This window comes from Sporofaciens sp. SGI.106, assembly GCF_050314255.1.
Lineage (GTDB): Bacteria > Bacillota > Clostridia > Lachnospirales > Lachnospiraceae > Claveliimonas.
Genome location: NZ_JBNPMZ010000015.1, coordinates 27,661 through 42,396, shown reverse-complemented (window position 1 = coordinate 42,396; position 14,736 = coordinate 27,661). Strand labels below are relative to the sequence as shown.

Here is a 14,736-nt window from a genome sequence, read left to right as displayed (position 1 = left end):
CACCCTTTATTGTGCATACCTCTCGTTTTTCTCGACCACTATTTTTATACCGTTCTCTCCTACGTGGCGCGTATTTGCCCTGATCGTATCACGACTCTCCACAATGCAATTTTCTATGTATGCATTGTCCCCTATGTAGACATCGTTCAGAATAATAGAATTCTTAATCACACAATTATTGCCCACGAAGGTTTTCTTAAACAGAATAGAATTCTCCACGGTTCCGTTAATAATACTTCCACTTGCAATAAGGCTGTTCTTTACAACTGCGCCCGGATTATATTTTGCCGGAGGCAGATCACTTACCTTTGAGTAAATACTCGGATGTCCCTTGAAGAAATAATTCCTTACTTCCGGTTTCAGAAAATCCATGTTGGTTCTGTAATACGCATCCACCGTAGCGATATTGCTCCAGTAGTCCTTTATCTTATAACCGTATATCTTCTTCAAATTCCTGTAACGGATTAAGATATCAGTTACAAAATCATACCTGTCTTCTTCTGCACAATGCTCGATCAGATCGATCAGCTGGCGTCTCCTGATTACATAAATGCCGGTGGAAATGGTGTTGGATGTTGCCACCATCGGTTTTTCCTCAAACTCCAGGATCCGCATATCCTCGTTCATCTTCACTGTACCGAATCTGCTTGCATCCTCATACGGATCCAGATCCCGGCACACCACCGTAATATCTGCTTTCTTTTCAATATGGTACTCCAGTACCTTGTTGTAATCCATTTTATAAACTGCATCGCCTGATGTGATGATCACATAAGGCTCATGACATCTTTTCAGAAAATCCAGATTCTGGTATATGGCATCTGCCGTTCCTCTGTACCAGTATCCGTTATCATAAGTGATGGTCGGCGTAAATACATACAGACCACCCTGTTTTCTTCCGAAATCCCACCACTTGGAAGAATTCAGGTGCTCATTCAGGGAACGGGCATTGTACTGAGTCAGCACTGCTACTTTCTGGATATGGGAATTGGACATATTGCTCAACGCAAAGTCAATGGCTCTGTAGCTTCCTGCCACCGGCATTGCCGCCACTGCTCTCTTATGCGTAAGTTCCTTCATCTTATTGCTGTTGCCACCCGCCAAAATAAGTCCTACTGCTCTCATACTCGTTCACCTGCCTTTATCAATGTCTCTCCGCTTTCCAGTATTCCATTCGGGTAATCCTCCCGGGATGTCACACCGCTAACGGCAGTATTCTTTCCAATCTGAACTCCTTCCGGTATGACAGAATTCTCTCCTATTGTCACAAGTCCGAAGGAATAAATATCCGGCTTCATCCTGTTTGGCACATCCGCGCCGGTTCCCAGCGTAACATTCGCGCCAAGAGTTACATTTTCCGCGATGATTGCCTTATCAATAATGCAGCCATTTCCGATCTCAACATCTTTCATAATAATAGAGTCACGCACCACTGCTCCCTCACCGATGCTTACTCCTGATCCGATCACACAGTTATGTACTTCTCCGTAAATCTCTGCTCCGTCTCCGATAATACTTCTCTCAATTACCGATTTGTCAGAGATATATTGCGGAGGAATAATGTCGCTGTTAGTATATATTTTCCAGAATTCCTCATATAAATTGAACTCAGGAATAATATCGATCAGTTCCATGTTCGCTTCCCAGTAAGAACCGAGTGTACCTACATCCTTCCAGTATCCGTTGTATTCATATGCAAACAGACGCTGATTCTGCTCATGGCAGTACGGAATAATGTGCTTACCGAAGTCACATCCGGGAACATCACTCAATTTCAGCAATGCCTCTTTGAGCACCGGCCAGCTGAAAATATATATTCCCATCGAAGCAAGGTTGCTCTTCGGAACCGGCGGTTTCTCCTGGAACTCTGTTATCCTTCCGTTATCATCCGTAATTACAATACCGAAACGGCTTGCCTCCTCTATCGGGACCGGCATCGCAGCTATGGTAACGTCGGCATTATTTTCCTTATGGTAGTCCAACATTACCTCATAATCCATCTTGTAGATGTGGTCTCCGGAAAGTATTAATACATAATCCGGATTAAAGGTCTCCATATAATCCAGATTCTGATAAATCGCATTCGCAGTACCGGTATACCACTCGCTTCCCCTGCTCTTTTCATACGGAGGTAAGATGGATACACCTCCGATATTACGGTCCAGATCCCACGGAATACCGATTCCAATATGTGTATTCAGCCTGAGCGGCTGATATTGTGTCAGAACGCCCACCGTATCAATTCCCGAGTTAATACAGTTGCTGAGCGGAAAATCGATAATTCTGTATTTTCCCCCGAAAGCAACGGCCGGCTTTGCCACCTTCGCAGTGAGAACTCCAAGTCTGCTGCCTTGTCCTCCTGCCAGTAACATCGCTATCATCTCTTTCTTTATCATGTCATCACCCCTTCTCAGTAATCTAGTGTTTATATTATATCATATATCTATCCGATAGTGAACAAATTTTACAAATAAAATATCTTTTTAATCCTCTTTTTGTGGAAATATAACAACAAATTCCGACTTTTCTTTTTTTACATATATGTTTATAATAATATAGATGAACAAAAGAAAATATGATAACTTTTTAAAATTTTTTCAGAAAGGTGTTATCTTATGTATAAAATTAATTTTGAAAATCCAATCCACGTACACTTTATCGGAATCGGTGGAATCAGCATGAGCGGTCTGGCTGAAGTCCTCTTAAAGGAGGGATTTACCATTTCCGGTTCTGACGCAAAAGAATCTGCACTGACTGATCATCTGGAAAACATGGGTGCATCCATTTTCTATCCGCAGAAAGCTTCCAATATTATAGATGGAATAGATGTCGTAGTATACACGGCAGCGATCCATGAAGATAATGAGGAATTTGCGGAAGCAAAGCGCCGGGGAATCCCTATGCTGAGCCGTGCGGAGCTTCTTGGCCAGATGATGACCAATTACGAGATGCCAGTGGCCGTCTCCGGAACCCATGGAAAGACAACAACGACTTCCATGCTCTCCCATATTCTTCTTGCCGATGAACAGGACCCAACCATTTCCGTAGGCGGAATCCTGAAGGCGATCGGAGGAAATATCCGGGTAGGCGGTTCCGAAATTTTCCTGACGGAAGCATGTGAGTACACCAACAGTTTCCTGCACTTCTTCCCGAAGCTTGCTGTAATCCTCAATATTGATGCAGACCATCTGGACTTCTTCAAGGACCTGGACGATATCCGCCACTCCTTCCGGAAATTTGCAGAGCTTCTGCCATCCGATGGTATGCTGGTCATTAACACAGATATTCCGGATCTTGATGAAATCACTTCCGGACTGAAGTGTCGCATCGTGACTTTCGGAATCAGTGAAGCTTCCGATTACCGTGCTGCAAACATCGCACACGATGAGTCCGGCAATGCTTCCTTTGATGTAATAAAACACGGAGAATTCTGGGGTCATATTCAGTTATCCGTAACCGGAGACCACAATATCTCCAATGCGCTGGCTGCAGCCGCATCCGCTGATTTATTAGATATCCCTGTTTCTTCCGTACAGGCAGGACTCCTGTCCTTCCATGGAACGAACCGTCGTTTTGAATACAAGGGTGAGCGCAACGGCTTCATCATCATTGATGACTATGCTCATCACCCGACAGAGATCAGGGCTACCCTTACCGCTGCCGCCCACTACCCGCACCGGGAACTGTGGTGCGTATTCCAGCCTCATACTTATTCCCGTACCAAGGCTCTGTTTGACGAATTTGCAGACGCCCTGACCCATGCGGATCACCTGGTGCTGGCAGACATTTACGCTGCCCGCGAAACTGATACTTTAGGGGTGTCCTCCGCCCAGCTTGCCGACGCGCTGAAAGAAAAAGGATGCGACGCAATTTACCTTCCATCCTTTGAGGAAATAGAAAACTACTTTTTAGAGCACTGTCAAAAAGGTGACGTGTTGATAACTATGGGAGCCGGAGACGTTGTAAACATTGGAGAAGACCTCCTCAAAGGCTAGTTATCCACAATTTCAACACAAATTTATCAACAAAAAACCTTGTTTTTCCACCAGAAATTTCTTTGTCTATCACCTCCCCTGTGATATGATGAACGCATAGCGACGAACGCGTCTTCCGATGGGAAGCCATTGGCTGCTCGCAGACAATTGGATTCCGAGCGGAAGACATGTGAGTGCAACGAACACTGAGAGAGCAAAGCTCTCGAAGTGGCGTTCGGAGCGCGACGATTGGAGAGAGCGTGAGTGCAACGAACACTGAGAGAGCAAAGCTCTCGAAGTGGCGTTCGGAGCGCGACGATTGCAGAGAGCGTGAGTGCAACGAACACTGAGAGAGCAAAGCTCTCGAAGTGGCGTTCGGAGCGTAGAGACGTAGAAACTATTGAAATCAACCTGGAGTGGAGAGACATGACAAAACTTACTTTAACAACACACGTTCAGGGCAATACGACCCTGTTAGAAAATGAATTTATAGACACCTATATGCCGAAAGCCAATGGAGAATACGTAAAAGTATATCTCCTTCTTTTACGCTATATGAACAATCCCTCCATGGAATTAAGCATTTCTAAAATTGCCGACATCCTGGATGATACAGAAAAGGATGTTCTGCGCGCTTTAAAATACTGGCAAAAAGAAGGTCTTCTGGACTGTGACTTAAGTCAGCTTCAGAGCCGAAAACAAACGGAGACCGGGACTGCCGCCGCAACTCCTGAACCGGCAGCTTCCGAACCGGTATCTTCTGAACCGACAGCTTCTGCTTCACCGGCTCCGCTGTCCGCGAAAAAACGCAAAGAATTAAAACAGATCCTTTTTATTGCCGAACAGTATCTGGGAAAAACCTTAAGCTCTACTGAAGCTGAAACGATTACATATTTTTTCACAACGCTGGGTATGTCCTCAGATCTGATCGATTATCTGATCGAATACTGTGTAGAGAACGGCCATAAGAGCATCCATTATATTAAAAAAGTAGCTCTTTCCTGGCACGACCAGAATATTACTACAACGGAACAGGCAAAGAATCATTCTGTTCTGTATAATAAAAACTGCTACTCTATTTTGAATGCTTATGGAATTAAGGGACGGGCTCCTGCTGCTTCTGAGACAGAATATATCCGTCGGTGGAATGATGAATACGGCCTGGCACTGGAACTGATTCTGGAAGCCTGTGACCGTACGATGAATGCAATTCATCAGCCAAGCTTTGAATATACCGAATCTATTTTAAAGAAATGGATGGAAAAGGGTGTTCACAATCTGAAAGATGTTCAGGCTTTAGATGAAGCTTATCTTAAAGAAAAAGAAAATAAAAAGCAGGAGTCTGCCGCACGGCGCCAGAACAATGGCACTTCACAGACTTTTACCCGTAATTCTTCAAAAAATAAATTCAATAACTTCGAGGGCCGTACTTATCAGGATATGGATGAGCTGACCCGAAGATTAATTAAAACACAATAGGCTGGCTCTGCATTGCCGTGCCAATGCCTGGAGAGGGAGAATAAGATGGCACTTACCAATTCTCAATATGATTGTCTCATGCGTCAGTATGAGCAGCGACAACTGGATAATGAAAACCGTCTGCGCCAGCGCTTTGAGGAGGTCTATGCCAATCTTCCTGCACTCAGGGAGATAGATCACCGGATTTCGGAACTGAGCCTGATACAGGCGCGGAAACTTCTCGATGGAGATGAAAATGCACTGGCTGCCCTGAAAGAACAGCTTCACCAGCTGTTCCGGGAAAAAAATGAGCTCCTTACTTCTGCCGGTTATCCGCAGAATTATCTGGAACTTCATTATACTTGTCCGGACTGCCGGGACACCGGTTATATCGGAAACCAGAAATGTCATTGTTTTAAAAAAGCCATTATTGATTTCCTTTATACCCAGTCTAATCTGCAGGAAATTTTACAAAAAGAGAATTTTGACACCTGTTCATTGGAATACTATTCTCCAAATCATATTGATCCTCTGACGGGACGTTCTTCTCTTGATGCGATGAAAACAGCGCTCTCTACATGCCGTGATTTTGTGGATGATTTCTCCTCGGAATTTCACAATATCCTGCTTTACGGAGACACCGGTGTAGGAAAGACATTTCTCTCACACTGCATCGCAAAAGAGCTGATTGAACAATCTTTTTCCGTAATTTACTTTACGGCGTCCCAACTTTTTGATATATTTGCTAAGAACCGTTTTGATAAAGACGAGGATGCTCAAATGGATGAAGAACATATTTATAACTGTGATTTGCTTATTATTGATGACCTTGGAACAGAATTTTCCAACTCATTTACCTCATCACAGCTTTTCATCTGTCTGAACGAACGGATTCTCCGCAGGAAATCCACTATGATTTCAACAAATCTGAGTCTGGATGACCTGAAGAACCTGTATTCTGAACGGGTATTTTCAAGAATCACCAGTGCCTATACTGTACTCAGGCTGACTGGAGACGATATAAGAATTCAAAAAAAACTAATGAATAAAAACTGATTAACTAGGAGGTACTCTCAACCATGTTACGCCGAAACGAACGTAATCTAGAAAACATCCCTGTAGGAGCTCTTGGAATTATTGCCCTGGACGGCTGCCAGGAAATGGGACAAAAAGTCAATGACTATATTGTAAAATGGCGCCGTGAAGACGGACACCAGCACAAAGATGATGTTGTCTTCAACGGCTATGAACGTGATTCCTACCTGATTGATGCCAAAGTACCACGCTTCGGTTCCGGAGAAGCAAAAGGAATTATCTCGGAATCTGTTCGTGGAAAAGACCTTTATCTGATGGTCGATGTATGTAATTACAGCCTTACCTATTCTCTCACAGGTCAGAAAAACCATATGTCTCCGGATGATCACTATCAGAATCTGAAACGAATCATCGCTGCTGTCGGGGGAAAAGGACGACGCATTAATGTAATTATGCCATTCCTCTATGAAAGCCGCCAGCACAAGAGAAGCGGCAGAGAATCTCTGGACTGTGCACTTGCACTTCAGGAACTGGTTCGCATGGGTGTGGATAATATCATTACTTTCGACGCTCATGACCCGCGTGTGCAGAATGCAATCCCGTTAAATGGATTTGAGACTATCCGCCCAACCTATCAATTTGTAAAAGGACTTCTCCGCAAATTTAAGGATTTACAGATTGACAGCGATCACATGATGGCAATCAGCCCGGATGAAGGTGCTACAGAACGTGCCATTTACCTTGCAAGCGTGCTGAATCTGGATATGGGTATGTTCTACAAACGGCGTGATTACACCAAAATTGTAAACGGTCGCAATCCGATTATCGCCCATGAATTCCTTGGCTCTTCTGTAGAAGGCAAGGACGTTATCATCCTGGACGATATGATTTCTTCCGGTGACAGTATCCTGGATGTTGCAGGACAGTTAAAACAGCGAAAAGCAAAACGTATCTTTGCCGCCGCTACCTTCGGTCTCTTCACCAATGGTCTTGAGAAATTTGACAAGGCTTACGAGGAAGGTCTGATCGACGGAATCCTCACTACAAACCTGATTTATCAGACACCGGAGCTCCTGTCACGTCCATATTATATTAACTGTGACATGAGCAAGTATATTGCTCTGGTTATTGATACACTGAACCACGACGGCTCTATCAGCAGTATTCTGGATCCAAGTGAACGTATTCAGAATGTACTTGAGAAATACCGCCGGGGCGAGGAAATCTAAAAATAAGAGTATCCCGTGGATTCGGTACTTTTTCAGTACATGATCCTTCACGGGATACTCTTTTGTTTCCGGCCATCCCCTATATCAGATGGAGATGAATTCGGTTTTTGTATATGGGATTCCGAGTTCTCTCAGTAATTCCTCTTCTCTCTTCTGGCATGTAAAAATGATTACCTGCTGTTTGTGATCGGCGAGCCACTTAAGGGTTCTCTTCAGACGGGGCTCGTCATAAAACACGAATGTATCGTCCAGAATGACCGGGTATTCCTCTTCATGCAGCAGACTGCTTACTGCCATCCGGAACGCAAAATATATCTGTTCCAGCGTCCCCTGGCTTACCTGCTCCATGGGCACCCGTCTGCCCTCTGTCACTACACTCATATGCAGTTCTTCATCCACATAAAGACGGGTGTATTTTCCATCCGTAAGCTCTGATATTATTTCAGATGCCAGATGGTTTAAATCACTGCTCATCTGGCCCCGCATATCCCGTGAAATTTCTTCAAGGCGCTTTTCTGCAAGTGTCAGTGCTGCACGTCTGCGGTCATACTTTGCAAAATCTTCTCCCAGTTCGTTCATATCTTCCAGCTCTTCCCGAAGATTATCATATTGAACCCTCTTTTCTTTCAGATCTCCTTCCAGATGCTCCTGCTCCCAGGTCAGTTTCTCAATGGATGCAAGCTCTTCTTCCGAGGATATCTCCTCCAGCATAATTTCCGGCTCTGTTTTCTGTTTTCGTTTTCCATCTTTCAGACGATTCCATATATAGATGCCGCCTGCAAGCCCAATTATAATGGATAAGAGAAAATTCCACGGACGTGAGATGAGAACAAATGCTGCTATGATACCCGCTACGATTATCAGAATCTCTATCGGATGAATTCTCCACTTGGGAGGCCGAAGTTCATCGATTATCCCTTTATTCTCTGTTTTTGATTTCTCCTGCTCCCGCTCTCTCCGTTTCAAAAGCTCGTCTTTTACATCCTCAAGTTCCGTCTCCAGAACATGAATATCTCTCCATACATAGGAAGCCTCCTGTTCGATCCGCTCCCTCTTCTTCTGTTTTTCCTGAAGCTTTTCCCTGATTTCACGATCCACTTCTTTCTTCTTTGTCCGAAGTCTGTCCAGAGCTCCCGCAAGGTCCAGTTCACTGTCTCCTGCCACATAATAGTTTGTTGCATAATTCTTAAGCTCAGATGCAAGTGCCTGACTGGTCTTTGCATGAAGCTGACCGATAAAAAGTGTATCTTCATAATTCGAAGCGGTAAGTCCCATCAGGATCATCTCCAGATCCCCATCCTCTACAGAGAGCTCCTCTCCATCATCTTCACAGAACAGAACTGCTTTCTTGGAATATTTATCAAAATTCCGTTCCAGGCGGAAAGTCTTCCCTCCACACTCAAAGGTCATTGCTCCCGCATAGTAATTGGGATTTTCCCACGGCTCATACCGACTGAACGTGTCATTCAATGCCGCCCGCCCTCTTCCGCGCTCCAATCCAAAAAGCATTGCCCTGATAAACGTATGAAGAGTAGTCTTTCCGGACTCATTTTCACCATAAATCAGGTGAACACCTTCACCGGGAACCACTTTTTTCTCATGCAGTTTCCCAAAATTCTTTATTTCAAGCTCCCGAATCTTCATGCCTGCCCCCTTCTTGTCTCCAGTAATGCGCATACTCCTTCACAGAGTGCCTCGTACTCGACTTCGTCATCCATACTTTCTGCAAAGCTTTCTATATATCTGCCAATGAGGTTATCCCCATTTTTTCTGCGAAGCTTATCAAAATCATAAGCAGGCCTGGTCTCGTCTGCCACTTCCACAATATTTCCATATATATCCATCGTCTGAAAATCAAAGTCCACTTCCGGATCCCGGTATCCTTTTAAAATTATCTTGTAAATATGGCCGACGCCCTGCTTCTCCATTTCCTGATGAAGCAGAGTCCGCAGGGCAAATCCTGTCATATCCCGCGTCACATTCAGCTCCAGATGAACGTATTCTCTCATTGCAAAAGGAACAAATACTGCCCTGCATCCGTTTTTATCCAGATTGCCCTTCATATATCCATGGGAACCTGTATCATTCTTATCGATCGGCTCCAGTGCCCCTGCATATGCCATCCGCCCCGGAATCAATTCACCCGACTTATGGATATGTCCCAGCGCAACATAATCATATCCCTTTCCTTCCAATACATTTCTTCGAAACGGGATGTGAGCTTCATCTCCTCCATGAGCCAGAAGGATACGATATGGCATGTTCGTTTTCTCCGGTTCGGCATCATAGAGAGGTTCCCTGATTTCACGGGCAGCATAACTTAACCCATACACTGCCGTCTGAATCTCCGGCAATTCCACACAGGTCAGTTCCTCACTTAAGATCATGTGCACATTGCTGCTCCAGCAAAATGTCCGATAATATGAATTCTTCTTTAGATAGTCATGGTTTCCGGCAATAAGTACCACCTGTGTTTCCGGTATTGTGGAAAATAAATAATCCACTTCCTTCAGCTCTCTCAGAAGCGGCTGCCGGTGGAACAAATCCCCGGCAATCAGAAGAAGCTCTGTTTTTTCTCTCCGGCACACTTCTATCAACTGACGGAAGCTATTCCATATTTCCGCCGCTCTGCCTGCGCTGTATGAACCTCCTGCGTCCGGCTCTGCCCCCAGATGTACGTCTGCGATGTGTATGAATTTCATGCTCTTCTCCTTTTTCCTGTTTCTGTTTTGACGGCAGTGTGACGATAAATCTGGTCCTCTTATCATCACTCTTTGCCATAATCCGCCCGCCATGTAATTCTACAATTTCTTTGGCAATAGCAAGTCCAAGACCTGCCCCTCCCGTTTCACTGGATCTGGAATCGTCCAGGCGATAAAATTTCTCAAAAATCGTCTGCAGCATAGCCCCCGGAATTTTATTTCCCTCATTGGAGAAAATGATTTCTATATCATCATTTTTCTTTCTCGCCTCAATTTGGATCTTTGTCTCCGGATAGCAGTAGGCAACCGCATTTCGCAGAATGTTGTCAAAGACCCTGGCCAGTTTATCCGGATCTCCGCGTACTTCCAGATCCTCCTCTGTCTCCAGTTCACAGGACAGGTGCTTTTCCTGAAGCACACCATACAATTCATCCGCGATCTGTTCCAGCATCATGGTCAGATTCAGATCGACCGGCTCCAGTTCAATGTCTTCCAGGTTGAACTTGGTAATATCAAAAAACTCATTAATCAGCTTGCCAAGGCGAATCGCTTTCTCCAGAGAAATATGTGTATACTTTGCCCTTTCCTCCACCGGCATGTCCGGATGACTTTCCAGCATGGTCAGGTAGGCCACTACCGAAGTCAGAGGCGTTTTCAGATCGTGGGCCAGGAACAGTACCAGATCATTTTTCTTCTTTTCGCTCTCTATGGCTTCCAGTTCCTGTCTCTTAAGAGTTGCCTTGATCTCATTCAGGCGAATCTCGATAGGCTTCAGTTCCGTAATCAGATGAATAGGTTCTGTTGACTCGGAAAGAATATTTTCAATACCATCCCCGATCTGGTCCAGATACTTCATCATTTTGGAAAGTGCCACATAAAAAAACAGCGCAAAAAGCAGAAGAAAACCTACTATCATAAAGAACAGCTTGTTATCTCCGATTAATTTCCAATATAAATCAATGGCGGTCTTCTCCTCGATCCGGAATGCCATAAGCACCTTTACAAACACACTGGCAAATGTGTCGTTGTAAATACCGTCTATGACATAGTTCAGAAGAAAGCCGCCCACTAATACAGTCAGTGCTGTTACCAGCACTGTCTGCAATAAAATACTAAATTTTAATTTCCGATAATTATTCTTCAACCTTATACCCTACTCCCCATACTGTTTTGATAAAGTCAGAAGTTCCCGTCGGTGCACTCATCTTCTCCCGAAGATGCCGGATATGCACCATAACTGTATTGTTACTGTTTTTATAATACTTCTCATGCCACACTTTTTCAAAAAGCTCCTCGGAGCTTATGACCTTTCCCCTGTTCTCACACAGGAGCCACAGAATCTCAAATTCAATCGGTGTCAGGGTAAGCGGCACCTCATTGTAAATGCATTCGTGAGAAGTACGGTTCAGGAACAGTCCGCCGAAATCAATCACATCTCCGGCATCCTTTCCTCCATCATTATACTGGGTGTATCTGCGAAGCTGCGCCTTCACTCTGGCAATCAGCTCCAGCGGATTAAATGGCTTCGGAATATAGTCGTCCGCCCCCAGTGTCAGGCCTGTAATCTTATCGATATATTCTGTTTTTGCCGTCAGCATAATGACCGGAAATGTGTACTTCTCCCGGATCTTTTTCAGGATCTGGAACCCGTCAATATCCGGAAGCATCACATCCAAAATCGCAAGATCTATCTTCTTTTCATTGATGCAGTCCAGTGCATCCTGACCGGTATAAAACTTATATACTGTATACTGGTCATTCTGAAGATACAGCTCAACGACATCCGCAATCTCTCTTTCATCATCTACAACTAAAATATTCATACTCTTTCCTCTCCGTCCGTCGCAAGCAAGCTTGCGACAGAGATATATTTACACAGTTCAGCCATGAAAGCTCGACCCGACTGCTTCGCAGTCTTTCCCGCTGCTTATGCAGCTAAGGCTCTCGCTTATGGCAGAGCGCCATATACTGACAAAAAAATCAGCTTTCTGCAAGCAAGCTTGCGCACTCTGATTTTTTGTCAGTGCATGGCTGAACTGTGGACTAAAACTCGCAGTTATTTACTGTTCTCGGGAACGGAACTACGTCACGGATATTGCTCATACCGGTCAGGTACATGATGCACCGCTCGAAGCCGAGTCCGAATCCTGCATGGCGGGTTGAGCCGTATTTGCGCAGATCCATGTAGAAGCCATAGTCTTCTTCCTTCATTCCCAGCTCTTTCATACGTGCTGCCAGCTTCTCATAATCATCTTCCCTCTGGCTTCCGCCGATGATTTCTCCGATTCCCGGAACCAGACAGTCTACTGCGGCAACCGTCTTGTTATCCGGATTCATTTTCATATAAAATGCCTTAATATCCTTCGGATAATCCGTTACAAATACCGGACGCTTAAATACTTCTTCTGTCAGATAACGCTCATGCTCCGTCTGAAGGTCCACGCCCCAGGATACCTTAAATTCAAATTTATCATTATTCTTTTCCAGAATGTCGATTGCCTCTGTGTAGGTTACTCTGGCAAATTCATTGGATACTACATTGTGAAGGCGGTCCAGAAGTCCCTTGTCCACAAAGGAGTTGAAGAAATTCATTTCCTCCGGTGCTTCCTCCAGCACGTAATTAATAATGTACTTCAGCATGTCCTCTGCCAGCATCATATCGTCTTCCAGATCTGCAAATGCGATCTCCGGCTCAATCATCCAGAATTCTGCCGCATGGCGGGTCGTATTGGAATTTTCCGCACGGAAGGTCGGTCCAAAGGTGTAAATATTACGGAATGCCTGTGCATAGGTCTCCGCGTTCAACTGACCGCTCACGGTAAGGCTTGTCTCTTTGTTAAAGAAATCCTGTGTATAGTCCACACTTCCATCCGGGTTCTTCGGCACATTTTCCATATCCAGTGTTGTTACGCGGAACATCTCTCCCGCACCCTCACAGTCACTTCCGGTGATCAGCGGTGTGTGTACATACACGAATCCTCTCTCCTGGAAGAATTTGTGAATGGCAAATGCAGTCAGGGATCTCACGCGGAACACTGCCTGGAAAGTATTGGTTCTCGGTCTCAGGTGAGCAATTGTTCTCAGATATTCGAAACTGTGACGTTTCTTCTGAAGCGGATAATCCGGTGCAGATGCGCCCTCTACCTCTACTTCATCTGCCTGAATCTCAAACGGCTGCTTCGCCTGCGGAGTTGCGACCAGCGTTCCTGTCACGATGATGGCAGCTCCTACATTCAGTTTGGAAATCTCTGCAAAGTTTTCCATCTTATCATGGTATACTACCTGCAGAGGTTCAAAAAAGGTTCCGTCATTTACAACAATAAATCCAAATGTTTTTGAATCACGAATACTGCGTACCCATCCCCCTATCGTAATCTTCTGATCCAGATACGCTTCTCTGTTCTTGTATAATTCTCTGATTGTAATCAAGTCCATACCAAAAAACTCCTTTTGTTAAAATTGCTATGCTTATCTTAACACACTTTTCTATTTTTTTAAAGGCAAGACTGTATTCCATATCTATATCTATATCTATCTCATTCTTATTCGAGAGCAAATCCGTGATTCATAGGTCCGCTTCCCTTTCCAAGGTCCAGCATCGCTTCCAGTGCGCCGGAAATATATGCCTTGGCACGTTCCACCGACTCTTCCAGGTCACAGCCCCTGGCAAGATTTGACGCAATAGCACTTGACAGAGTACAACCGGTCCCATGAGTATTCGGATTATCAATACGTCTTCCGTAAAACCACCTGTAATTCCCGTCATGATACAAAAGATCATTGGCATCATTCAGCTGATGTCCGCCTTTTAAGAGTACCGCACAATGCCAGGAGTCACTTATCTGCTTTGCCGCAGAAATCATATCTGCTTCTGATTTGACTTCCATTCCGGATAAAACCTCTGCCTCCGGAATATTAGGGGTCAGTACCTTCGCCAGTGGAAAAAGATTTTCTTTTAATGTGGCAATCGCCTCATCACTGATTAATTTTGATCCGCTGGTTGCAACCATCACCGGATCCACCACAATGTTTTTTGCCCCATACTCCTTCAGTTTCTCTGCAATCTTCAGAATCAGAGGACTGGCAGACACCATTCCGATCTTCACCGCATCCGGAAAAATATCGGTAAATACCGCATCCAGCTGAGCTTCCAGGAACTCCGGCGTCACCTCCATGATATCGGTTACTCCCATGGTATTCTGCGCTGTCAGAGCCGTAATGGCACTCATGGCATAAACTCCATTTGCCATCATCGTTTTAATATCCGCCTGAATTCCGGCACCTCCGCTTGAATCGCTTCCTGCAATTGTTAACGCTGTTTTCATATCGTCATTCCTC

Annotated in this window: 12 protein-coding genes; 4 read left to right on the top strand and 8 right to left on the bottom strand. The window is 44.7% G+C overall.

Going from position 1 to position 14,736, the window contains the following annotated elements; translation table 11 throughout:
* Positions 1 to 6 precede the first annotated feature (6 nt).
* Both glgD and ACQRCC_RS11190 read right to left on the bottom strand, forming a co-directional pair.
* Positions 7 to 1,125 carry a glucose-1-phosphate adenylyltransferase subunit GlgD gene (gene glgD, locus ACQRCC_RS11195; RefSeq protein WP_427850857.1) on the bottom strand — a complete coding sequence of 373 codons (1,119 nt, stop codon included), beginning with the start codon at positions 1,123 to 1,125 and terminating at the stop codon, positions 7 to 9.
* A complete protein-coding gene (locus ACQRCC_RS11190; RefSeq protein WP_427850856.1) occupies positions 1,122 to 2,396 on the bottom strand; it encodes a glucose-1-phosphate adenylyltransferase in 1,275 nt (424 codons plus the stop codon). Before ACQRCC_RS11190 ends, glgD begins: the two co-directional genes overlap by 4 nt.
* A gap of 219 nt (positions 2,397 to 2,615) precedes the next feature.
* Between ACQRCC_RS11190 and murC the strand changes: the two genes are divergently transcribed.
* The 4 genes from murC (at position 2,616) to ACQRCC_RS11170 (ending at position 7,696) form a co-directional block, all read left to right on the top strand.
* Positions 2,616 to 3,995, top strand: a complete 1,380-nt coding sequence (murC, locus tag ACQRCC_RS11185; protein WP_427850855.1) for a UDP-N-acetylmuramate--L-alanine ligase — start codon at positions 2,616 to 2,618, stop codon at positions 3,993 to 3,995.
* A gap of 405 nt (positions 3,996 to 4,400) precedes the next feature.
* Complete coding sequence (locus ACQRCC_RS11180; RefSeq protein WP_427850885.1) at positions 4,401 to 5,453, top strand: DnaD domain protein; 1,053 nt, start codon at positions 4,401 to 4,403, stop codon at positions 5,451 to 5,453.
* A gap of 45 nt (positions 5,454 to 5,498) precedes the next feature.
* Positions 5,499 to 6,488, top strand: coding sequence for an ATP-binding protein (locus tag ACQRCC_RS11175; protein ID WP_427850854.1), 990 nt, complete (start codon positions 5,499 to 5,501; stop codon positions 6,486 to 6,488).
* 23 nt (positions 6,489 to 6,511) lie between these two features.
* Positions 6,512 to 7,696, top strand: coding sequence for a ribose-phosphate pyrophosphokinase (locus tag ACQRCC_RS11170; RefSeq protein ID WP_427850853.1), 1,185 nt, complete (start codon positions 6,512 to 6,514; stop codon positions 7,694 to 7,696).
* A gap of 84 nt (positions 7,697 to 7,780) precedes the next feature.
* Here ACQRCC_RS11170 and ACQRCC_RS11165 read toward each other — a convergent pair whose 3' ends face one another.
* From ACQRCC_RS11165 to thiD, 6 genes are all read right to left on the bottom strand, one after another.
* The gene (locus ACQRCC_RS11165) at positions 7,781 to 9,340 is read right to left on the bottom strand and encodes an ATP-binding protein (protein ID WP_427850852.1); all 1,560 of its coding nucleotides are present in this window, start codon (positions 9,338 to 9,340) and stop codon (positions 7,781 to 7,783) included.
* Entirely contained in the window at positions 9,337 to 10,398 is a 1,062-nt protein-coding gene (locus ACQRCC_RS11160; protein ID WP_427850851.1) for a metallophosphoesterase family protein, read from the bottom strand. Before ACQRCC_RS11160 ends, ACQRCC_RS11165 begins: the two co-directional genes overlap by 4 nt.
* The gene (locus tag ACQRCC_RS11155) at positions 10,304 to 11,542 is read right to left on the bottom strand and encodes a sensor histidine kinase (protein ID WP_427850850.1); all 1,239 of its coding nucleotides are present in this window, start codon (positions 11,540 to 11,542) and stop codon (positions 10,304 to 10,306) included. The genes ACQRCC_RS11160 and ACQRCC_RS11155 overlap by 95 nt, the downstream gene beginning before the upstream one ends.
* Positions 11,532 to 12,221: a VanR-ABDEGLN family response regulator transcription factor gene (vanR, locus tag ACQRCC_RS11150; RefSeq protein WP_427850849.1), complete on the bottom strand. Its 690-nt coding sequence runs from the start codon at positions 12,219 to 12,221 to the stop codon at positions 11,532 to 11,534. The genes ACQRCC_RS11155 and vanR overlap by 11 nt, the downstream gene beginning before the upstream one ends.
* Positions 12,222 to 12,441: 220 nt before the next feature.
* Positions 12,442 to 13,833: an asparagine--tRNA ligase gene (gene asnS, locus ACQRCC_RS11145; RefSeq protein WP_427850848.1), complete on the bottom strand. Its 1,392-nt coding sequence runs from the start codon at positions 13,831 to 13,833 to the stop codon at positions 12,442 to 12,444.
* A gap of 107 nt (positions 13,834 to 13,940) precedes the next feature.
* Complete coding sequence (thiD, locus tag ACQRCC_RS11140; protein ID WP_427850847.1) at positions 13,941 to 14,723, bottom strand: bifunctional hydroxymethylpyrimidine kinase/phosphomethylpyrimidine kinase; 783 nt, start codon at positions 14,721 to 14,723, stop codon at positions 13,941 to 13,943.
* Positions 14,724 to 14,736 lie beyond the last annotated feature (13 nt).